Genomic DNA, 21,747 nt, shown 5'->3' with positions numbered 1-21,747 from the left:
GAGCGTAGTCGAGACACTTTGCACGGTGTCTCGACTACGCTCGACACGAACGAGGTTCGGGAAATGATTGGCCAGATGCAAAAAGGGGCGCCCGGTTGGACGCCCCTTTTTTGTCTCAATCAGCGGTGAGCCTCAGCGTGGAAGTTCGCTGACACCCATGAGCGCTTCGTCCACCGCGCGGGCGCACTGGCGGCCTTCGCGGATCGCCCAGACGACGAGGCTTTGGCCGCGGCGCATGTCGCCGCAAGCAAAGACGTTTTCGACGCTGGTCTTGTAATCGATGACGTTGCCTTTGACGTTACCGCGCGGATCGAGTTCGACACCGGCTTGTTCCAACAGGCCCTGCTTGCGCGGGCCGACAAAGCCCATCGCAAGGAGGATCAGGTCAGCTTTGATCGTGAATTCGCTGCCGGGCACTTCCTGCATCTGGCCATTCACCCACTCAACGTGGACGCATTCGAGGCCGGCGACATCGTTTTCGCCAACGACGCGCTTGGTCAACACTGCGAATTCGCGTTCGCAACCTTCTTCATGGCTGGAAGAGGTACGCAGCTTCAACGGCCAGTTCGGCCATGACAGTGCCTTGTCTTCCTTTTCGGGAGGCTTTGGCATGATTTCAAGCTGGGTGACCGAGGCCGCACCCTGACGGTTTGACGTGCCGACGCAATCCGACCCGGTATCGCCGCCGCCGATTACAACGACATGCTTGCCCGTGGCGAGCAGCGAGCCGCGCGGGGCGGCGCGCAGTTCATCATCGCCTGCATTGCGCTTGTTCTGCTGGGTCAGGAATTCCATCGCCATGCGCACCCCGGACAGTTCGGCGCCGGGGATGCCAAGGCCGCGTGGATCTTCGGCACCGCCCGACAGGACAACGGCATCGAAATTTTCCTGCAAGCTCGCGAACGAAACGGTCACGCCCACTTCAACACCAACGCGGAACTGGACGCCTTCGGCCTCCATCTGCATCGCGCGGCGGTTAATGTGCGTCTTTTCCATTTTGAAATCAGGGATGCCGTAGCGCATCAAACCGCCGATCCGGTCGTTCTTTTCGAACACCGTGACCGAGTGACCCGCGCGCGCCAACTGCTGTGCAGCGGCCATTCCGGCGGGGCCTGAGCCAATGATGGCAACCGATTTGCCCGTCTTTTTGGCGCGGACCTGTGGTTCAATCCAGCCTTCTTTCCACCCCTTGTCGACGATCGCGCATTCGATCGATTTGATCGTCACCGGTTGATCAACAATGTTCAGCGTGCACGCCGCCTCGCACGGGGCGGGGCAGATGCGGCCGGTGAATTCGGGGAAGTTATTGGTCGAATGGAGATTCGTCAGCGCCTCGCGCCAGTCATTCTCATAGACCAGATGATTCCAGTCGGGGATCTGGTTGTTCACCGGACAGCCGTTGTGGCAGTACGGAATGCCGCAGTTCATGCAGCGCGCGGCCTGCCCCTTCAGGCCCGCAGGATCGTGCGGGATGACGAATTCGCGATAGTGCTTCAGCCGTTCCGCAGGCGCATCATAGATGCGGTCCTTACGGTCGATTTCGAGAAAGCCTGTTGCCTTACCCATTGTATTAAAACCCTTATTCAGCCGCGACGGACGCGGCTTCGAGGCGCTCGGCCTCCATCTGGCGCAGGGCGCGTGCATAATCACGCGGCATCACCTTGACGAACTTTGGCAGAGCCTCGGCCCAGTTATCAAGGATTTCGCGCGCCCGCTTGCTGCCGGTGTAGAGATGGTGACGTTCGACCAGAACGCGTAGGCGTTCAGCATCGTGGTAGAGCATATCGCCCATGCCATAGTCATAGACGTCAACGCCGCGCTGTTGTGGACGGCCCGCGCCATCCTCGTCATCGCGCTCTGCCGACACGGGCAGAAGATCGACCATCGCCTTGTTCGCAAGATCGGCAAAGTTGCCGTCCACGTCATAGACATAAGCCACACCGCCCGACATGCCTGCGGCGAAATTGCGGCCGGTCTTGCCCAGCACCACAACGACACCGCCGGTCATATATTCGCAGCCGTGATCGCCCGTGCCTTCGACAATGGCGACAGCGCCCGAATTGCGCACGGCAAAGCGTTCACCGGCAACGCCGTTGAAGTAAGCCTCACCCGCAATCGCGCCATAGAGCACGGTGTTGCCGACGATGATGTTTTCCGCAGGATCGCGTTCCACATGCGCTGGCGGGCGCACGATCACGCGGCCGCCCGAAAGACCCTTGCCAACATAATCGTTGGCATCGCCGACGAGATCCAGCGTGACGCCATGCGCAAGGAATGCACCGAACGACTGTCCAGCCACGCCCTTGAACGAGACGTGGACAGTATTGTCGGGCAAGCCCTTGTGGCCGTACTTCTTGGCGATTTCACCCGAAAGCATCGCGCCGACCGTACGGTTAACGTTGATAACATTGCTTTCAAGGCGCACCGCCTGCCCGCTTTCCAGAGCCGCAGCGCTACCCTTGATCAGAACCTGATCAAGCGCGGCTTCGAGGCCGTGATCCTGCGTGCCGCTCCAGTTCAGGGTCGTGCCCTCAACCGGTTCCACCTTGTGCAGCAGCTTGGCCAGATCGATGCCTTCCAACTTCCAGTGATGGATCGCCTTGTTGGTATCGAGCCGATCAACCCGTCCGACCATTTCCGCGATGGTGCGGAAGCCCATCTCGGCCATGATCGCGCGCAATTCTTCGGCAACGAAGAAGAAGTAGTTGATCACATGTTCTGGCTGGCCGGTGAAGCGCGCACGCAGCACGGGGTCTTGCGTGGCAACGCCGACAGGGCAGGTGTTCAGGTGGCACTTGCGCATCATGATGCAGCCCGCCGCGATCAACGGTGCGGTGGCGAAACCGAACTCGTCAGCGCCGAGCAGCGCGGCAACAGCCACATCACGACCGGTGCGGATGCCGCCATCAGCCTGCACGCAAATGCGGCTGCGCAAGTTGTTGAGCAGCAGCGTTTGCTGGGTTTCGGCAAGGCCGATTTCCCATGGTGAGCCTGCGTGCGTGAGCGAAGTGAGCGGCGATGCGCCGGTCCCGCCTTCATAGCCCGAGATCGTCACGTGATCGGCGCGCGCCTTGGAAACGCCCGCAGCCACGGTGCCAACGCCCACTTCGGATACCAGCTTGACCGAGATGCGCGCAGTTGTGTTCACGTTCTTGAGATCGTGAATGAGCTGCGCGAGATCTTCAATCGAGTAGATATCGTGGTGCGGCGGTGGCGAAATGAGACCAACACCCGGCGTTGAGTGGCGGGTTTTGCCAATGGTCTTGTCGACCTTGTCGCCGGGCAACTGGCCACCTTCGCCGGGCTTTGCGCCCTGTGCCATCTTGATCTGCACATCGTCTGCGTTGACGAGGTATTCAGCCGTGACGCCGAAGCGGCCCGAGGCGACCTGCTTGATTGCAGAGCGCATCGAATCGCCGTTGGCCATCGGCTTGAACCGCGATGGGTCTTCGCCGCCTTCGCCGGTGTTCGATTTGCCGCCGATGCGGTTCATCGCCACGGCCAGCGTGGTGTGCGCTTCCCACGAGATCGAGCCATAGCTCATCGCGCCGGTGGCGAAACGCTTGACGATTTCGCTGGCCGGTTCGACTTCGGAAATGTCGAGCGGCTGATCAGCCTTCTTTAATTCCATCAGCCCGCGAATGGTCAATTGCCGTTCGGACTGATCGTTGATCGACTGCGCAAATTCGGCATACTTTTCAGAGGTGTTGCCGCGCACCGCATGTTGCAGGTTGGCAATGTTCGATGCGGTCCACGCATGTTCTTCACCGCGCGTGCGCGATTGATACATGCCGCCGACATCAAGCATCGTGTTGTAGATCGGATTATCGCCATAGGCCGTTGCATGACGGCGCACGGTTTCTTCCGCGATTTCCTTGAGGCCAACGCCCTCGATGCTGGTGGCGGTGCCGGTAAAGTAGGCTTCGATGAACGCACTCGACAAGCCGACCGCGTCAAAGATCTGCGCGCCGCAATACGACTGGTAGGTCGAAATGCCCATCTTGGACATGACCTTGAGGATGCCCTTGCCGATGGCCTTGATGTAGTTCTTTTTTACATCCTTGGGCTCAAGTGGAAGTTCCTTGGCAACGCGGATTTGCTCCAGCGTTTCAAGCGCAAGGTAAGGGTTGATCGCTTCGGCGCCATAGCCTGCCAGCACGCAGAAGTGATGCACTTCGCGCGCTTCGCCGGTTTCAACAACCAAGCCGGTTTGCATGCGCAGGCCCTGACGGACAAGGTGCTGGTGCACAGCCGCCGTCGCCAGTGCCGCTGGCATCGGGATGCGGTCTTCGTTCTGGCCACGGTCTGACAGAATCAGGATGTTCTTATCGGCCAACACCGCTTCGGTGGCGGCCCAGCACATTTCCTTGATCGCCATTTCAAGACCGTCTGCGCCAGCAGATGCGGCCCATGTCGTGTCAATCGTGGCAGTACGGAATGCACCATCCAACGCCGCTTCAACCGTGCGGATCTTGGCGATGTCCTCATTCGTCAGGATCGGTTGATCGACTTCGAGGCGCTTGTGGCTGCCGGCATCGTGGCCCAGCAGGTTCGGACGCGGACCGATCATGCTGACAAGGCTCATCACCAGTTCTTCGCGGATCGGATCGATCGGCGGGTTGGTGACTTGCGCGAAGTTCTGCTTGAAATAATCGTAGAGCAGACGCGAACGCTTTGACAGCACCGCAATCGGCGTGTCGGTGCCCATCGAACCCAGCGGATCATCGCCAGCAATGGCCATTGGCTCCAAGAACTTGGAGATATCTTCCTGCGTATAACCGAACGCCTGCTGGCGATCGAGCAACGAGGTGGTTTCCACCGGAAGCGCAGCAAGTTCAGGCTCGACCACATCGAGTTCCTGAAGCTTGTACTGCGCCTGCTCCAGCCATTCCTCGTAAGGTTCGGCGGCAGCGAGTTCGGCCTTGATCTCTTCGTCTTCGATGATCTTACCCTGCTCCATATCGATCAGGAGCATACGGCCCGGCTGGAGCCGCCACTTGCGGACAATATCTTCTTCGCGGAACGGCAAAACGCCGCTTTCCGAAGCCATGCAGATCAGATCATCACGCGTGATCGAGAATCGCGCGGGACGCAGACCATTGCGGTCCAGCGTTGCGCCGATCTGGCGGCCATCGGTGAAGGCCACGGCGGCAGGGCCGTCCCATGGTTCCATCAATGCTGCGTGATATTCATAGAATGCGCGGCGCGCAGGGCTCATCAACGGATTGCCGGCCCATGCTTCGGGGATCAGCATCATCACCGCATGGGCAAGGCTGTAGCCACCGGCCAGCAGCAGTTCGAGCGCGTTGTCGAGGCTGGCAGTGTCTGATTGGCCATGCGGGATCAGCGGCCACATCTTGTCAAGATCAGGGCCAAGCAGCTCTGATTCCATCGTGCGGCGGCGCGCGTTCATCCAGTTTACGTTGCCGCGAACCGTGTTGATTTCACCGTTATGCGCGATGAAGCGATAAGGGTGCGCCAGCTTCCAACTGGGGAAGGTGTTGGTGCTGAAGCGCTGGTGCACAAGGCCCAGTGCCGACACGCAATCGGGATCACACAGATCATCGTAGAATGAGCCAACCTGATTGGCGAGCAAAAGCCCCTTGTAGACGATGGTGCGCGTCGAGAAGCTGGGCATATACAACTGGGTAACGCCGGGCAGACCGTGCTTTTCGGCCATCATCGCCAGCGGGTTCTGCGTCTGCTTGCGGATGGCAAGCAGCTTGCGTTCGAACGCAGCCTGATCAGCCGTGTTAGGACCGCGCTTGATAAAGCACTGGCGGATAACCGGCATCTGCTCGATCACGGCCTTGCCCAAGCCATCCAGTGTGGTGGGCACATCACGCCAGCCGATCAGTTCCTGGCCTTCTTTGGCGATGAACTTTTCGAAGAATTCGGTGACGAACAGGCGCGCAGCCTCATCCTGCGGCAGGAAGCACATGGCCACGGCATAATCGCCCGGCTGCGGCAATTCCTTGCCTTCGGATGTTGCCCATTTGCGGAATAACTGGTCGGGAATCTGGATCAGGATGCCTGCGCCATCGCCCAGCAACGGATCAGCGCCCACCGCGCCGCGATGGTCAAGATTGCGCAGAATTTCCAGTGCCTGATCAACAATGGAATGACTTTTTCGGCCTTTAATGTGAGCGACGAACCCCACACCACAAGCGTCATGTTCATTACGTGGATCGTAGAGGCCCTGAACCGGCGGAAATCCCATTTCGAAGTTTTTCCTGCATCCAAAAAGAGGAACGACGCACGAATCACGACGCCCGAAGGCGACGAAAGTTGCGCGGAGGCTCCCCATGACTGCATGAAAGTTATTTTGCAACCGCGCTGCAAGGCTAAGCGCGCGGTTAAGCCCGGAAATACGGATGCGATACGGCAGAAAGGGCCGAAGCTACGGGCTCTTTTGGCAGAAAATCATCCGCGCGCGGTCATCCGTTGCAACGTTGCAAGGGCCGCGCGCAAAGCACGGTCCGCTTCTTCGGCATCGGGCGTGCCGGCAACCGGCGCGGCAGAGGGATTGCCGGACGACAGGGCTTGGTCTGCACCACGCGTATTGGGCAGGTGTGGCGAAGGGGCGGCGCGGCCAGGTGATGCAAGTGGCGATCCCGGCACCGGCATTACCGATGGACGTTCAAACAGGCGGGCTGGCGCGGATGACATTTGCGCCGCCTTTGCCGCTTCTTGCTGCCACGGGGATTCCTGCCCGGGGAAAACGACGACGGGTTCGATCACGGCATGGTCATCGATCACGCTATCATCGATCCGCAGCGGTTCACGGCGGGCGACGACCGGTGCCATATCCAGCAGCGAGGAATAGCAATCTTCGGCAACTTCAGGCTCGGGCGCCGGATTGTTGGTGACGCCGAAAGCTTCTGCGACTTCTTCAGGCTTGCGTGAAAGCAAAGGGGATAGGCGCAAGAAGCGTTCAAGACCAGCATCCTGCTCCTCGTATTCCGCTTCATCATCAGCAACGGGAGCGGCGAAAGCTTGAGGGGCCGCCGGGCGCAATTGGACGACGCGTTCCGGTTCAGCAGCAACCGAAACCGGTGCGGCCTGAACAACCGGCGGGACAAGCAGCTTGTCGGCAACAGGCGGCACGTCAGGCGATTTTTCGAACCGCGCGATAGGTGCCTGTAGCACGGGAGCTGGAGTTGGTGCCGGTGCCACAGCTTCGGGCGCTTTGAACGGCGGTTGATCGAAAGACGCATCTTGCGGTCTGCGGCGGGAAATCGCCAAGGCAAGGCGTTCGATCAACTGGACCAGCCCTAGATTTTCAAGCGGCGTGCGATCCAGCGGCGTTGCATCGGCAGCGCGCGCCTGAAGGAACGCATCTGGCGGCGTGGGTGCATGGAGTTTAGGGGCAGACGGAATAGCGGCAGGCGGAATAGCGGCAGGCTGAATGAAGACCTGCTGTGCCGGTGCCGGTGCCGGTGCCAACTGCGCAGCAACTTCATCAGTTTTTGCAAATATCTGTGGCGCAGCGGGGGCTGGCTCAGCGGGAGCGGGCGCAACTTCGGGCGCTGCGACGATAGGCTCTGCCGGGATCGCCTGTGCATGAGTGACTGGCGGCGGGGGCGCTTGCCGGGGCACTGCAAAGGGGGGGTGTGAGGGTGCAAATGGCGCGGGCTCGATCACTTGCGCCTGTTCCAGCAGCAAGTCGAGGTCTAGCGGATCGGCGGGTCTGGCCGCAGGCGGCGGAGTGGGCGCGGCGGCAGATGGCTGAAAAACCTGCCTTTCGGAAAAGACCGGCCTTTCCGCAACAACAGGCGCTTGTGCCATGGGCGCTTCTTCGATGGGTGAGGCCAGAAAGGCGGGCGTCGCGACGACCGGAGGTTCTTCGGTCTGGATAAGAGGGCGGCGTCGTGCGGAGGCTTCTTGCTCGACCGGCGCATCAAGCGGTGCGCCAAGATCTTCGGCAGCATTGATCGGACGGCGCGCATTGGATGCAGGAGCCGCACCCGCGTTCTTGCCGAAGCCGCGCGCCCGCGCAGGCGCGGCGGTCTTTTCCCGGCCCAGGAAGCGGCCCAGACTATACCCGAAAAGCGCACCGAAGCCCATCATCGCCAAGGCAAATATGATTCGCGTGGTAAATCCCAAAGGCGGTGCCGCAGCGGGAATCAATGCCGGGATGCCCAGCGCCAGAACTGGCCCTTCGAGCAGCATGGGTGCAGTAGCGAAGCTGCCAAGCCCCAAAAGCGTTGCAAACCACAATCCGGTAACGAGCGGAAACAGCGGATTCGCGGTGATGGGCTTGGGCTTGCGCTTTGTCGCGGTCACGGGCGGTGGATCCTGTCTTTCAGAAAATCGGGAACAGCTTGGTATTCAGGAGGCCGGACGATTTACGCTGCCGCAGCCACCATTTTGAAATGTGGTATCAGCGCTTGGTAAACGACTTGATAACGTCTGACGTTTGCCGCCCAATCATGATGTTCGCCCACCCAGTGGCGTGCGAATTTGCGTCGTTCGGGCCAGCTTTCGGGGGCGGTTAACATCTGCGCCATGGCTGCCGCCAAGCCCGCCGGATCATCGGCCGGGAACAAAGTGCCGGTCACCCCGTCACGGATCAGTTCGCGGTGGCCGCCAACATCGGAAGCTGCCACCAGCTTGCCCTGCGCCATGGCTTCCAAGGGTTTCAGCGGCGTGACCAGTTCGGTCAGCCGCATGCCTTTACGCGGGTAGCAGACAACATCGACCAGCGAATAATAGCGTTCCACTTCGGTATGCGGCACGCGGCCGACAAAACGGATGGCATCAGCCGCAGGCGACGCTTCGGCCTGCGCGCGCAATGCCGCGTCAGCAGGACCGCCGCCCACCATCAGCAGCCGCGCGCCAGGCACTTGGGCGACAATGGCGGGCATGGCCGCGATCAGATCATCAAGGCCTTCATAAGGATAAAAGCTGCCGAGGAAGCCGATCACCGGCCCATCACCCAGCGCAAGTTCCTTTGCCAATGCCTGATCGCGGGGCAAAGGATCGCCAAACAGATCAAGATCGACGCCGTTGGGCATGATCGCAATTTTTTCAGGCGTAAAGCCGCGCGCGACCAGATCCTGCCGCAGCCCTTCGCAGATGGTAACCACCCGGTCCGCACCGCTGACCACATCGTTTTCCAGCACACGGGTGAGCCAGTATTTGGCGCTGCCTTCGCGGCCTGTACCGTTGCCAACGGCAGCGTCTTCCCAGAAAGCGCGGATTTCGTAGACCACGGGAATGCCCAGCCGCCGTCCGGCCTTGACCGCCGCCATGCCGCACAATGACGGAGAATGGGCGTGGAGCACATCAGGCCGCCAATCTTGCGCGATGGCGACAATCCGTTCGGCCAGCGCCGAGACTTCACCCCATTCGCGCAGGAGCGGCAAGCCTTGGGCAACGCCGGGTGTGCGATAGAACTGCAAAGCGTCAACCGTATCCGATTCGGCACCGGTGGCCAGACCTTCCTGTCTCAAGCCGGTCACGGCGCGCACTTCAAGCCCCATGGCCTGCTGCGCTTTGAGGATCGCACGGGTGCGGAAGGTATAGCCACTTTGCAGCGGCAACGAATGGTCGAGGACGTGAAGGACGCGTGTCATGGTGACCATCCCTGCCACAACAAGGCTTAACGCCGCGTCAACCTCATTGCTTTAGCAAGGGCTCTGCCATGATCGACAAGTTCACGCTCTTCCTGCCACACCTGCTGATGGCGATTGCCGTCTGGCGGATGTTGCACCGTGACGATCTGGACGACGATCCATCGCTGCCAAGCCGCAAAGGGCACTTCCTGCAAAAGCGCGAATCACCAGATCAGGGCCGTCGCGATACAGGTGGGCGCGATGCTTGATCTGTTTCTGTTAAGTTGTGTGCTGGCCTTTATCGGGGCGGGTTTTCGCAAGCCGTTTATCTTCGTGCTGGCCTATACTTACATCGACATCGTTTCACCGCAGAAGGTGAGCTGGGGCATCCTCAGCCAGATTCCGATATCGCTGATCGCCTTCCTTTGTGCGTTTACCGCGTGGTTCGTGGCCGAGGACAAGAACGGAACGCGCTTTTCCTTGCGCCAGTTTTTGCTGCTGCTGATGCTCGTCTATTGCGGACTAACCACGCAAGCGGCTGATTTTCCTTTGGAAGCAGGCGAGAAATGGGCGTGGGTGTGGAAAGCACTGCTGTTTGCGCTGTTCCTGCCGCTGACTTTGCGGACGCGGCTGCGGATCGAGGCGCTGACGCTGGTCATGGTGCTTTCCATCGGCGTGATCGTGATTGGTGGCGGCATCAAGACGCTGGCGGGCGGCGGGGGCTATGGTGAATTGCGCCTGCTGGTTGATAACAACACCGGCCTTTATGAAGGATCGATCATATCGGCAGTGGCCGTCGCGGTGATCCCGCTGGCTTTGTGGGCATCACGCTTTGGCACGATCTTTCCGCCCGAATGGCGCGTCAAAGCCTTCGCCTGGGCGCTGTGCTTTGCCTGCGCGCTCATGCCGATCGGTACGGGCGCGCGCACGGGGCTGGTCTGCGTGGTCGTGCTGGCCGCGCTGGTGCTGCGTACGGCCAAGCGCAAAGCCCTGATCATATCGCTGATGGCGGCAGGGGCGCTGGTTGCGATACCTTTGCTACCCGCAGAATTCGTGGCGCGGATGGGCACGATAAACAATCACCAGTCCGACCAATCCGCCTCAACGCGCGTGGCGGTGTGGCGCTGGACGTTGGAATTTGTGAAAGACCGCCCGTTTGGCGGAGGCTTTGATGCCTATCGCCAGAACCGCATTTCTTACGATACCGTCGAGGCCAAGTCGGCTGGCGACAACAATACCGCGCTGGAATACAAGCCTGTGGTCGATCAGGCGCGGGCCTATCATTCCAGCTATTTCGAAATGCTGGGCGAACAAGGCTATCCCGGGCTTGCCCTCTGGCTTGCTTTGCACTTGCTGGGGGTCTGGCAAATGGAAGTGCTGCGCCGCCGCTATCGCAAGGAGACGTCGGAGGCATTCCGCTGGGTATCGCCTTTGGCCGAGGCGCTACAACAAGCGCAGATCATCTATCTTGTAGGGTCCACCTTCGTGGGCATCGCGTTCCAGCCGTTCTGTTACATGCTGGTCGGCCTGCAATGCGGATTGTGGGGCTATATCAAGCGGGTGAGCACGGCAAAGCCGGTGCCGTTCCGCAAGGCATCAACTCCGCCGCTGGTGGCAGAGCCAGGGCGCGGGATGGCTACGGCGCAAGTTTGACCAGCGAGACGACCGCCTGCGCTCCGGTAACGCTCAGATGGTGCGAATCGAAGTATAGCGGTTTGTTATCAAGCATGAGCCGGGTACGATCGCCGTGCGCCAATATGGCCAGCGGATCGATCACGGCCACGCCGCGGTTCTCCCACCGCCGGTAATTGCGGGTGAACCACGTAGTTTCCCGGCGATAATGCAAAAGACTTACCCCTTGCACGGCCTCCAGTTTGCCTTGCGCGGCAGCTTGGGCAAGGCGGCGCGGCACATCGAAGGACTGCGACGGCACCGGGCCGATCAGCACAACCTGCTTACCCGCGTCTTGTAGCTGCGCGATCGTCTCGTCGATCAGATCTTGCATGTTGCTTGTACGATAGGTGGGGCTGGCCCAGAAGCCGACGAGGTAGACCGTGCGGACTTGCGGCTGGGCCAGCAACCGCTGCATCACCCGGCCATTGCTGCGGGCGCAGGCGGGATCATTGGCAATCTGATAACCCATCACCGGCGGGCAACTGGCGCGGGTGTGCTGGACAAGAGCGCGGCCTTCGTCTCCAAACTTTTGGCCAAGCGCCCAAGCCAGCTCAATGCCATGGCTATCGCCCCATAATGCGGCTGTGGGCGGAACAGCAGCACCCAGCACGCATTCCTGCTGTGTAGCTCCTGCTTCATCGACCAAAACGCAGCCATCGCGCTTTGGGCTGATGTCGTTAACCGCACCGGAAAGCGCGATAACTTGCGGGGAAAATCGCGCGCTCCACCCGCCCAGCGGCAACATCGCCAATGATACCGCCGCAACCGCCGCCATTCCTGCGGCACTATATGCAAAGATCGCGCGCTGGTTGATCCGGCGGTGATCACGGAATGGCCTTTCCACAAAACGCCAGCTTGCCCATGCCGCTATGAAACTGCCGATGACAATCGCGGCTTGGTCAGCACCATCCAGCATGCGGTCCAGCCGGTATTCGGCAAAGACGATCAGCGGCCAATGCCACAGATAGAGCGAGTACGAGATCAATCCCACCCAAACCAGCGGAGCGGCGGAAAGCACCCTGCCCGCCAACGTCCCCGGCGCATAACGGATCAACAGCGATGCCCCCAGCACTGGCGGCAAAGCGGCGAGACCGGGAAACACAGTGCCGCGATCATATGTGGCAACCGACCAGCCGATCAGCGCCAATCCGGCCAACGCCAGTAACTGGCGCAGGGTCCGACCACTGGCTTGCACAGGCGCGGCAAGCGCGAGCAGCGATCCTGCCATCATTTCCCATGCGCGGGTGGGCAAAAGGTAGAAGGCAAAGCCATCGGTATCGGCCTGCTTCAACCATGCCCAGCCAAAGCTGAGCGCGGCGAGCAGCGCGATGATCTGCCAGCGCCGCTTTGGCGCAAGCTTGGCGCAAATCCATAGCACCAGCGGAAACACGACATAGAACTGCTCCTCCACCGCAAGCGACCAGCAGTGTAGCAGCGGCATCGTTTCGGCCGGACCGCCGAAATACCCCGTCTTGGTGAAAAACCAGACATTGGCCAAAAAAATCAGCGTCATCAGCGCCGAACGCGGCACCGCAGCGAAATCATCGGGCAGATAAAACCATGCGGCCAACACCAGCACCGCAGCAATCATGACAAGTAGCGCGGGCAAAATGCGCCGGGCGCGGCGTTCATAGAAACGGACCAGTGAGAACGTGCCGCCATCAACCTCACGCGCAATAATGCCCGTGATCAAAAATCCTGAAATAACAAAGAATATATCAACGCCAACAAAGCCGCCCGTAAAGCCTGATATCTTTGCATGAAACGCCAGTACCGGAAGAATTGCCAAGGCACGCAGGCCATCGATATCACGGCGATAAGGGGCGGTTGGCGTCATTATTGGTTCAGCATCTTTCAGATTTACCTTCATTAGCGTAGCAGGCTGTTGGCAATTAGGAACTACCCCTGCGCAAAATATGGCTTAATTGGGCACTTAGACGGGCTTGCACCCGGTTCCGCTTGCCGCCATTGTTCGGTCTAACCCCTTTGCAAAGTTGAACAAAAGCATGGTAAGATCGCTTCTCCCCGCCGAAATCGCCCTGCTGGCGGGCACTGTTGTCGGCACGTCCGAATGGATCGAAATCACGCAGGAGCGGGTGGACAAATTTGCCGAGGCGACCGATGATTTTCAATTCATCCACGTAGACCTTGAACGGGCAAGGCTCAGCCCGTTTGGTGGCACGATCGCGCACGGGTTCCTCACCCTGTCGCTGCTTTCGCGGATGGTGAACACAAGCGATTGCCCAAACTTGGCGGGCATCAAGATGGGTGTCAACTATGGCAGCAACCACACGCGGTTCCTTGCACCGGTGCGGGTGGGAAAGCGCATTCGCGGAGTGTTCAAGCTGCTGGAAATGGCGGAAAAGCGCCCCGGCCAATGGCAGCAAACGATGGAGGTTACCGTCGAAATCGAAGGTGAGGACAAACCAGCGCTGATTTGTGACTGGATAGCGCTGATCTTTGTTTGAGAACGCGCAACACAGCCCTCATTCTGCAAAAGCATCACTCCCCGCGCCCTTGCAGCAACCGCTTTGCATGGGCGGCAAGATGGCGCGCGATCACGGGCGCACGGTGCAACGCCTGCATCGGGGAAAGCGCGCAGGCTTGCACCAGCATCCCGAGACGGGGATCGACGCGGCTGGCCGTGCCATGTTCAAGAAGCACGCGTGCCCGCAAGGCAGGATCATCAACAAACGCGAGTTCGCGCATGATGATTTGCGCGCCCAACCGGTGAATGGTGCGGGCACGCCTGTCGGTCAGACTGGCACCGTGCCGGCGGTAAAGATATAAGTCTTCGTCCAGCGTGACAAAAGAGTAACTGCGCGCCGCCCGCAGCCAGAAGTCGTAATCCTCGACCCCGAACAGCGCTTCGTCATAGCCGCCCAAAGTCTGCGTTACTTCAGCGCGATAGAGGAACGCTGCCCCGATCCGGTTGCCAAATAGTATCTCGCTGGCCGGACCCACTTTCTGGAAGCCGGTCACGGTGCCGCGTTGATCGATCACGCTATAATTGGCATGCGCAATGGCCGCATGCGGATGGCTGTCAAGTGCGGCAGCCAAGCGTTCGAGCATATGCGGACGGGCGATGTTGTCGTCCGAGGTCCAGCAGTGCAAAGCCCCGCGCGCCTCGGCAAAGCCCACATTCAACGCTCCGGGAAGCCCGCGATTGGGGCGGTTGGTGATGATCCGTACGCGGCTGTCCAAAGCGGCGTGCTGGAGGAGAATTTGCGGCGTATCGTCGGTTGAGCCATCATCCACGCAAATCAGTTCGATTTCGGTGAGCGTTTGGCCAAGAATGGAAACGATGGCCTGGCTGAGATAGGCCGCCCCGTTGTGGACCGGCAGGACCACACTGATGCGGGGGATCAGGGACGGTGCGCGATAGGCTTCGGCCCCCTGCGCAAGAGCGCTTGGTTCATGATCGCTGGCGTTTGCATGGTCCATCATCATGGCAGAGCAAATGCCAAATCGGGCCGAACCACAAGTTTCCGAAGTCTTTCACTTTATTGCAGAGCGCATTTTAGCGCCAAAACTTGCCCAACCTGCGCGGTCTTGTTCAAAATCGGCACGGAGTTTATCAAGATACTAAGCAATACACGCGCCTGCCGAACCACAGAGGTAAGGACGCAAAGAAAAGGACCGGCCAAACATTGCGTCTGACCGGCCCGATTCGCAGCGTTTAGGATGAGGCTTTAAGCGACGACGGTCAGCTTGCGGCTTTTGGCCTTCTTTTCAAACTTGGCGATCCATTGCTCCACCACGGGCGCGATGGAATTGCGCCAGCGCGAGCCATTGAAGATGCCATAGTGGCCCACTTCAGGGGCGAGGAAATACTGCTTCATGTCATCACCAAGCTTCGGCGTGACTTTCAGCGCAGCCTTGGTCTGGCCGATGCCCGAGATGTCGTCACGTTCACCCTCAATGCACAGGATCGCGGTATCGGTGATGGCGTTCAGATCAACCGCTTTGCCACGATGGAGCATTTCGCCCTTGGGCAGGGCGTGGCGCTGGAACACAATGTCCACGGTTTGCAGATAGAATTCTGCCGGAAGATCGCAGACGGCGCGATATTCATCGTAGAACGTCTTGGTGGCATCGGCACTATCATCAGCGCCCTGCATAAGATGCTGATAAAGCTTGTAATGGCTCATCATATGGCTGCCAAGGTTCATTGACATGAAGCTGGCAAGCTGAACGAAGCCTGGATAAACGCGGCGGCCTTCACCGGGATAATTGACGGGCACCGTGGTGATGACGTTATGTTTGAACCACACGTGCGGCTTGGTAACCGCATGATCATTGACCGCTGTCGGGCTTTCGCGGGTATCAATCGGCCCGCCCATCATCGTGAGGGACACAGGGCGGCAGGGATGCTTTTCAGCGCCCATAATCGCAGTGGCCGCTAATGCGGGAACCGACGGCTGGCACACTGCCATAACGTGCGCACCCGGGCCAACATGTTCAAGGAAGCCAATGACATAATCAATATAGTCATCAAGATCGAAGATGCCTTCGGCCAAGGGCACATACTTGGCATCGGCCCAATCTGTGACATAGACCACGCAGCGTTCCATCATCCGCTCAACCGTGCCGCGCAGAAGCGTGGCATAGTGCCCACTCATCGGCGCAATGAGCAGCAGGCGCGGCGCATCTTTGGGCAAGCCATCGTGCGTAAACATCTTAAGATCGCCGAAGGGGCGCGTGATAACTGTGGTTTCTTTCACCGCGTGCGGCGCACCATCGACATGGATCACGCGCAGACCGAATGCCGGCTTGCCGCGCGGCGCGGCTGCGTGGGCAAACACCTCCAGCGCCGACGCCATCATATGGGTTGGGCCAATACCTGCCCAAGGGTTGCGTTCATGATTCAGCATATCTGCTGTCATTGATGCCAGAGCACTGCTGGCGTTCATCATCGAACGCTGAAGTTCATAAGCTTTATATAGCACTGCGAACACCTTTTTTGTTTTGTTGCCGGGCACAACTAACAACAACCGGCGGAGACTCGTGTACTGTAGATTGCAGCGATTTTTTGAATTGTGCAACGCAACAATTTCAATGCGCGCCATCCGCCCCCTTTCAGCATCGCGCGCCATAGGCTAGGCGGGCTGCATGGAAGAGGAACTCAAACCAGCCGAACCTGCCCGCGCCCGCACGCTTGGCCCTTTGCGCATGATTTGGCGCGAGGCGATCAAGTACCCCGGACGGCTTGCTGCCGCTTCGGCTGCGCTGCTGGTAACGTCAGGGGCAACACTGGCGATACCTGCCGGTTTTCGGTTGATCGTCGACAAAGGCTTTGCCGCGGGGGCCAATGTCGAAGAGCTGGGACGCTGGTTCCAGTATTTGCTGCTGATCGTTCTGGTACTCGCCATCGGCACGGCCTGCCGCTTTTACTTTGTATCGTGGCTGGGTGAACGCGTGGTCGCCGATATCCGCTTGCGGGTGCAGGGAAACTTGCTGCGCTTGCCTCCCTCGTTCTTTGAAAGCAACAGCCCGAAGGAAATCTCCTCGCGGATGACCTCGGACACCGCAATCATTGAACAGGTCGTTGGCACCACGGTATCGGTTGCCCTGCGCAACACGATCACGGCCATCGGCGGCCTGATTTATTTGTTTTATCTCGCGCCAAAGCTGACCGCGATTCTGCTGGTCGGCATTCCATTGGTCGTCCTGCCCATTGTGGTGATCGGGCGGCGCGTGCGCAATGTTTCGCGCTCCAGCCAGGACCGTGTGGCCGGAATCGGTGTGATCGTGGCAGAAGTGCTGGGCGCGATGAAGATCGTGCAAGCCTTTGGTCAGGAAAAGCGCGAACTGGACCGCTTTGGCGAAAAGGTTGAGGCCACCTTTCAAACCGCCCTGCGCCGTATCTCGCTACGTGCAGGGATGACTGCCGTCGTCATCCTGCTGATCTTTGGCGGGATCACCATGCTGGTGTGGGAAGGTGCGCTGGGCGTGGCACAAGGCACGATCAGCGGCGGCACCATCTTTGCCATCGTCATCACCGCTGGCCTTGTGGCGGGCGCTGCGGGCTCCCTGTCCGAAGTCTACGGCGACCTTCTGCGCGGCGCTGGCGCTGCCGGACGCCTGAACGAGCTGCTCCGCGAAGAGCCCGACATCGCCCCCCCTGCCCGCCCCACCGCGCTACCGCTGCCCCCGCGCGGCCAGATCGCGTTCCAGAACGTCTCGTTCCGCTATCCTTCGCGGCCCGAAGTGCTGGCATTGGATGATTTCTCGCTGACGGTTGAGCCGGGCGAGACAGTCGCCATTGTCGGCCCGTCGGGCGCGGGCAAATCGACGCTGTTCCTGCTCGCGCAGCGTTTTTACGATCCGCACGGCGGCATGGTGCGCATCGATGGCGTGCCTTTGACCAGCGCCGATCCTTCGGAAGTGCGCGCCCGCAGCGCTCTGGTACCGCAAGACGCCACGCTGTTTGCCGCCTCTGCGCGCGACAATCTGCGCTACGGCAACTGGTCGGCCAGCGATGAAGAAATCTGGGAAGCGGCCCACACTGCGAACGCTGAAACCTTCCTGCGCGAATTGCCGCAAGGCCTCGACACGTTTCTTGGCGAAGATGGCGCGCGGCTTTCGGGCGGACAGCGCCAGCGGATCGCGATTGCCCGCGCGGTTCTGCGCAAATCGCCGATCCTGCTGCTGGATGAAGCCACCAGCGCGCTGGATGCCGAAAGCGAGCGGCTGGTTCAGGAAGCGCTCGACCGCCTGATGAAAGACCGCACCACGCTGGTCATCGCGCACCGTCTTGCCACGATCCGCGCGGCTGACCGGATCATCGTGATGGATGGCGGGCGGATTGTCGAACAGGGCACGCATAGCAGCCTGTCTGCCGCCGATGGCCTTTATGCGCGCCTTGCCAAGCTTCAGTTCGAAGGCATCGCAGCTTAGAGCCAGATTTCCGGATTAGGGAAGCCCATGGATACGATCGTCACCGCCATTCTGCTCGGCATTGTCGAGGGGCTAACCGAGTTTCTGCCAGTATCATCCACCGGTCACCTCATTCTGGCGACCGAACTATTCGGTTATGACTCCCACCAATGGGCGATGTTCAACGTGATGATCCAGTTGGGCGCGATTCTGGCGGTGGTGGTGCAGTACTGGCGGACATTCTGGGCCGTGGGCATGGGTCTGCTGCGGCTTGAACCGATCAGTTTGCGGTTCCTGCGTAACCTTCTGGCGGCTTTCATCCCCTCGGCCATCCTTGGCCTGCTGCTCAAAGACCAGATCGATGTGATGCTCGGCAGTCCGATGGTGGTGTGCTGGGCGCTGATCTTGGGCGGCGTGGCGATCCTTGTGATCGAAAAGCACGCCAAGACGGGTGAGCTGACCGGCATCGGCCAATTGCCCTTGCGCCAAGCGCTTGGCGTAGGCCTTGCGCAATGCGTTTCGATGATTCCGGGCGTCAGCCGTTCAGGCGCAACGATCATGGGCGCGCTGGCGATGGGGATTGAACGGCGCACAGCCGCAGAATTCAGCTTCTTCCTTGCCATCCCCACGATGCTGGGCGCCACCACGCTGGAACTGATCGATAACCGCGAGGCCGTCATGGCAAGCACGCTGGGCGTTGGCTGGGCCGAAATCGCGGTAGGCTTTGCCGTGTCCTTCGTGGTGGCTCTGGCGGTCATCCGTTTCTTCGTGGCTTACGTTAGCCGCTCGGGCTTCAAGCCATTTGCGTGGTATCGGATCGTGGCCGGAGCAGCCGCAATTATCTGGCTGTCGCTGCGCTGATTCAAAGCTGATCCCTAAAACGCCCCACCGCATTTGCGGAACCAAGTGCCCTGTTCGGGATTGACCGAACAGACTGTACTTCAAGGGGTTATCCAAATGAGCCTAATTATTCTTCTTATCGTAGGCGGCATCCTCGGCTGGCTTGCCAGCATTGTGATGCGCACAGATGGCCAGCAGGGCATCTTCCTGAACATCGTGGTCGGCATTGTCGGCGCATTGCTCGGCGGGTTCCTACTGGCACCCCTCGTTGGCGGCGGTAGCATCACCGCGGGTATCTCTGCACCCACACTGATCGTGTCATTCCTCGGCGCACTGATCCTGCTCGCCATCGTCAATCTCGTCCGTCGCGGTTCGGTTCGCTAACACTGTTTAGCAAGCCGCAACCAACCTCGAAGGGCGGTCCGCAAGGATCGCCCTTTCTAAGCCAAATCTCAATTGAACAAGGGGGTTTACCTATGAAACCTATTTTCAAAAGCGCCATAATGGCTTCGATCATCGCCATGGGCCTTGGCCTTTCGGCATGTGACAGCAAGGAAGAAAATGCCGCCGAAGATCAGGCTGGCGAAGTCCGCGCCTCAACCGAAGCAACCGCTGATGCGATGGAAGCCACCGCAGATGCAATGGTCGATGCATCAGCAAGCGCTATTGATAGAAAGGCAGAAGCCGTGCGCGACGCCGGTGAAGCCAAAGCAGATGCCATGGAAGATAACGCCGACAAAATGTAAGGCGATCGCACATCGCGATCAATCATCCGAGAACCCGGCCTGCCTTGTGCAGTGCCGGGCTTTTCTTTGGCTATAAGGCATCGGCCTGCGATGTGTGCCCGCCGCGCAGATGGTATTCCAGTGTGCCACGGTGCAGCACATCGTCCACGTCGATCACCGCAGTATTAGCATAAGTGAACCCCGGCCCCAGCGCGCGATAAAGCCTATCGAAATCGCGGTCGACAGTCTGGTGATACAAGTCCTTAAAACTCTCTATAACGAAATAGGTCGGTTGCAGGTCATCAATCACGTAATCGGTGCGCATTACCCGGTCAACGTTGAGCATGATCCGGTTGGGCGATTAGGCCTCCAGCGCAAACACCGCCTCACGCGGGCCGGACAGACTGCCCGCACCATAAGCGCGCAAGGTGCCAGCCTCCTCCAACAGTCCGAACTCCACCGTGTACCAATAGAGCGCGCCAAGCGCCTTTAACCGGTTGTGCTGCATCGCCTTCCACCCGGCGCGGCCATATTCCTGCATGTAATCGGCATATGTCGGATCGGTCAGCATCGGCACCGGCACCACGCTCCAGCCCGTCAGAGCCTCAAGAGCGGATGATAGTCGCGCCAAATCGGGCACACCACCGTGACCCAGATCAAGCCGCTCCAACCCTTGCAGAAAGGCCGTGCAAGCCCGGCCCGGCAACAAATCCATCTGGCGCACGTAAAGCGCATCCCAGATCGCGTGTTCGTCGGCTGTGTAGCGGTTCTGCGCAGGCTCAAGCCAATCCTCCCCGACATGAGCAGGACGGCGCAAAGGCGCGGTATAGACGCCTTCTGGCATTGCAGACAGACAAGTATAATCGAAGGGCACGGGCTTGCTTGCCTGATGTGGTTTCTTATGCAACCAATATCACGCAAATCCCGCGTCAGCAATTGACGCTTTGCATGACTGCGCGCTTGACTTTGCCCTGATTCTACACCAACTGCCCGCCCACATGACGGCGGCGTGGCGACGCGCCGCCACATTCGTTTCAGAATCGCGCGCGAAAAGTTCAGGATAGAGCAATGGCAAAGCCAACCACCGTCAAGATCCGTCTGGTCTCGACCGCAGACACCGGCTTCTTCTATGTCACGAAGAAGAACCCCCGGAACACGACCGAGAAGATGGTCTTCCGCAAGTATGATCCCGTCGTGCGCAAGCATGTCGAGTTCAAGGAAGCCAAGATCAAGTAAAGGCGCGTTTTGCGTTTTTGCTATTGACCGCCTGAACCACCCATCCTTTCTGGAACGGGTCGGTTCATGGCGAGTTCAACGCCGACACTGCAAGGAACGGCGATGAACACGATTTTGATAAAACTCCACAAACTGGGCCGCCCTTTGGTGGCCTTTTCGCTTGTCCTGGGCACTGCGACCGCCGCCATCGCGCCCGTTGCCGTATCGGCACAGGCCCCGTCCGCCGAGGTTGACCGCGCAGTTGCTGCCTTGCGCGGCATTTCCACGCTGCGGGCAAACTTTGTCCAGACTGACCGTTCGGGCAAGAACACCACCGGCGTGTTGACGATGAAGCGCCCCGGCAAAATCCGCTTCCAATATCAAAAAGGCGTGCCGCTGCTGATCGTGGGCGATGGCAAGGCCTTGACCATGATCGATTATCAGGTCCGCCAGGTGCAGCGCTGGCCCATCGGCAACAGCCCGCTGGGCGCCTTGCTGAACCCGAGCAAAGACGTGGCGCGCTTTGCCAAACTGCTGCCCACTGGCGATGCGGGCGTCACCAGCCTGCAAGTGCGTGATCCAAAGCACCCCGAATATGGCACGATCACGATGATCTTCGTGCGCAACGGCGCAGCGCCAGGCGGCCTGCAACTCGATTCGTGGGTCGCGCTCGATTCGCAGAACAAGCGCACCACGATTCGCCTTTCGGGCCATCAATACGGCATCGCGGTGGACGACAAGACTTTTAACTGGACCGACCCGCGCCGCCCGACCACGCGCTGAGGACGACTTATGATTCGGTGCATCTGTTTGCCCTGCGCCACAGCCCGTCGCCTGTTCGCATCAGCTCAACTGCA

The 21,747-nt window shown here is 59.7% G+C and carries 16 protein-coding genes and 1 pseudogene; 9 read left to right on the top strand and 8 right to left on the bottom strand.

Annotated elements, in window-relative coordinates:
• Positions 1-132: 132 nt before the first annotated feature.
• The 4 genes from IP81_RS00895 to IP81_RS00880 form a co-directional block, all read right to left on the bottom strand.
• Positions 133-1,566 carry a glutamate synthase subunit beta gene (locus IP81_RS00895; RefSeq protein ID WP_054106061.1) on the bottom strand — a complete coding sequence of 478 codons (1,434 nt, stop codon included), beginning with the start codon at positions 1,564-1,566 and terminating at the stop codon, positions 133-135.
• 13 nt (positions 1,567-1,579) lie between these two features.
• Positions 1,580-6,220: a glutamate synthase large subunit gene (gene gltB, locus IP81_RS00890; protein WP_054106060.1), complete on the bottom strand. Its 4,641-nt coding sequence runs from the start codon at positions 6,218-6,220 to the stop codon at positions 1,580-1,582.
• Positions 6,221-6,423: 203 nt separating this feature from the next.
• Positions 6,424-8,286 carry a hypothetical protein gene (locus IP81_RS00885; RefSeq protein ID WP_054106059.1) on the bottom strand — a complete coding sequence of 621 codons (1,863 nt, stop codon included), beginning with the start codon at positions 8,284-8,286 and terminating at the stop codon, positions 6,424-6,426.
• Between the two features lie 62 nt (positions 8,287-8,348).
• Positions 8,349-9,578: a TIGR04063 family PEP-CTERM/XrtA system glycosyltransferase gene (locus tag IP81_RS00880; protein ID WP_054106097.1), complete on the bottom strand. Its 1,230-nt coding sequence runs from the start codon at positions 9,576-9,578 to the stop codon at positions 8,349-8,351.
• 68 nt (positions 9,579-9,646) lie between these two features.
• Between IP81_RS00880 and IP81_RS00875 the strand changes: the two genes are divergently transcribed.
• Positions 9,647-9,826, top strand: a complete 180-nt coding sequence (locus IP81_RS00875) for a hypothetical protein (RefSeq protein WP_054106058.1) — start codon at positions 9,647-9,649, stop codon at positions 9,824-9,826.
• The gene (locus tag IP81_RS00870; protein ID WP_054106057.1) at positions 9,819-11,210 is read left to right on the top strand and encodes a putative O-glycosylation ligase, exosortase A system-associated; all 1,392 of its coding nucleotides are present in this window, start codon (positions 9,819-9,821) and stop codon (positions 11,208-11,210) included. The genes IP81_RS00875 and IP81_RS00870 overlap by 8 nt, the downstream gene beginning before the upstream one ends.
• Here IP81_RS00870 and IP81_RS00865 read toward each other — a convergent pair.
• On the bottom strand, positions 11,194-13,068 hold the full coding sequence (locus tag IP81_RS00865) for an acyltransferase family protein (protein ID WP_054106096.1): 1,875 nt from the start codon (positions 13,066-13,068) through the stop codon (positions 11,194-11,196). The genes IP81_RS00870 and IP81_RS00865 overlap by 17 nt on opposite strands.
• 169 nt (positions 13,069-13,237) lie before the next feature.
• Between IP81_RS00865 and IP81_RS00860 the strand changes: the two genes are divergently transcribed.
• Entirely contained in the window at positions 13,238-13,699 is a 462-nt protein-coding gene (locus IP81_RS00860; protein ID WP_054106095.1) for a MaoC family dehydratase, read from the top strand.
• A 34-nt stretch (positions 13,700-13,733) separates the two neighbouring features.
• On the opposite strand, the gene IP81_RS00855 is transcribed toward IP81_RS00860, so the two are convergent.
• Both IP81_RS00855 and IP81_RS00850 read right to left on the bottom strand, forming a co-directional pair.
• On the bottom strand, positions 13,734-14,681 hold the full coding sequence (locus IP81_RS00855) for a glycosyltransferase family A protein (RefSeq protein WP_054106056.1): 948 nt from the start codon (positions 14,679-14,681) through the stop codon (positions 13,734-13,736).
• Between the two features lie 242 nt (positions 14,682-14,923).
• Positions 14,924-16,180: a polyhydroxyalkanoate depolymerase gene (locus IP81_RS00850; protein ID WP_197274470.1), complete on the bottom strand. Its 1,257-nt coding sequence runs from the start codon at positions 16,178-16,180 to the stop codon at positions 14,924-14,926.
• 163 nt (positions 16,181-16,343) lie between these two features.
• Here IP81_RS00850 and IP81_RS00845 point away from each other — a divergent pair, with 163 nt between their 5' ends.
• The 4 genes from IP81_RS00845 (at position 16,344) to IP81_RS00830 (ending at position 19,696) form a co-directional block, all read left to right on the top strand.
• Complete coding sequence (locus IP81_RS00845; protein WP_054106055.1) at positions 16,344-18,131, top strand: ABC transporter transmembrane domain-containing protein; 1,788 nt, start codon at positions 16,344-16,346, stop codon at positions 18,129-18,131.
• Between the two features lie 27 nt (positions 18,132-18,158).
• Positions 18,159-18,971, top strand: a complete 813-nt coding sequence (locus IP81_RS00840; RefSeq protein WP_054106054.1) for an undecaprenyl-diphosphate phosphatase — start codon at positions 18,159-18,161, stop codon at positions 18,969-18,971.
• A 96-nt stretch (positions 18,972-19,067) separates the two neighbouring features.
• Positions 19,068-19,334 (top strand): GlsB/YeaQ/YmgE family stress response membrane protein, encoded by a 267-nt coding sequence (locus IP81_RS00835; protein WP_054106053.1) that lies wholly within the window; start codon positions 19,068-19,070, stop codon positions 19,332-19,334.
• A gap of 92 nt (positions 19,335-19,426) precedes the next feature.
• Complete coding sequence (locus IP81_RS00830) at positions 19,427-19,696, top strand: hypothetical protein (protein ID WP_054106052.1); 270 nt, start codon at positions 19,427-19,429, stop codon at positions 19,694-19,696.
• Between the two features lie 70 nt (positions 19,697-19,766).
• On the opposite strand, the pseudogene IP81_RS00825 reads toward IP81_RS00830, so the two are convergent.
• A pseudogene (locus IP81_RS00825) lies at positions 19,767-20,519 on the bottom strand (phenylalanine 4-monooxygenase).
• 224 nt (positions 20,520-20,743) lie between these two features.
• Here IP81_RS00825 and rpmG point away from each other — a divergent pair.
• Complete coding sequence (gene rpmG / locus IP81_RS00820; protein ID WP_054106051.1) at positions 20,744-20,911, top strand: 50S ribosomal protein L33; 168 nt, start codon at positions 20,744-20,746, stop codon at positions 20,909-20,911.
• Positions 20,912-21,013: 102 nt separating this feature from the next.
• Complete coding sequence (locus IP81_RS00815; RefSeq protein WP_054106093.1) at positions 21,014-21,673, top strand: outer membrane lipoprotein carrier protein LolA; 660 nt, start codon at positions 21,014-21,016, stop codon at positions 21,671-21,673.
• Positions 21,674-21,747 lie beyond the last annotated feature (74 nt).

Origin of the sequence: Novosphingobium sp. AAP83, from assembly GCF_001295795.1 — a bacterium.
Classification (GTDB): Bacteria; Pseudomonadota; Alphaproteobacteria; order Sphingomonadales; family Sphingomonadaceae; genus Novosphingobium.
This window is presented reverse-complemented; position numbering and strand designations above follow the sequence as displayed.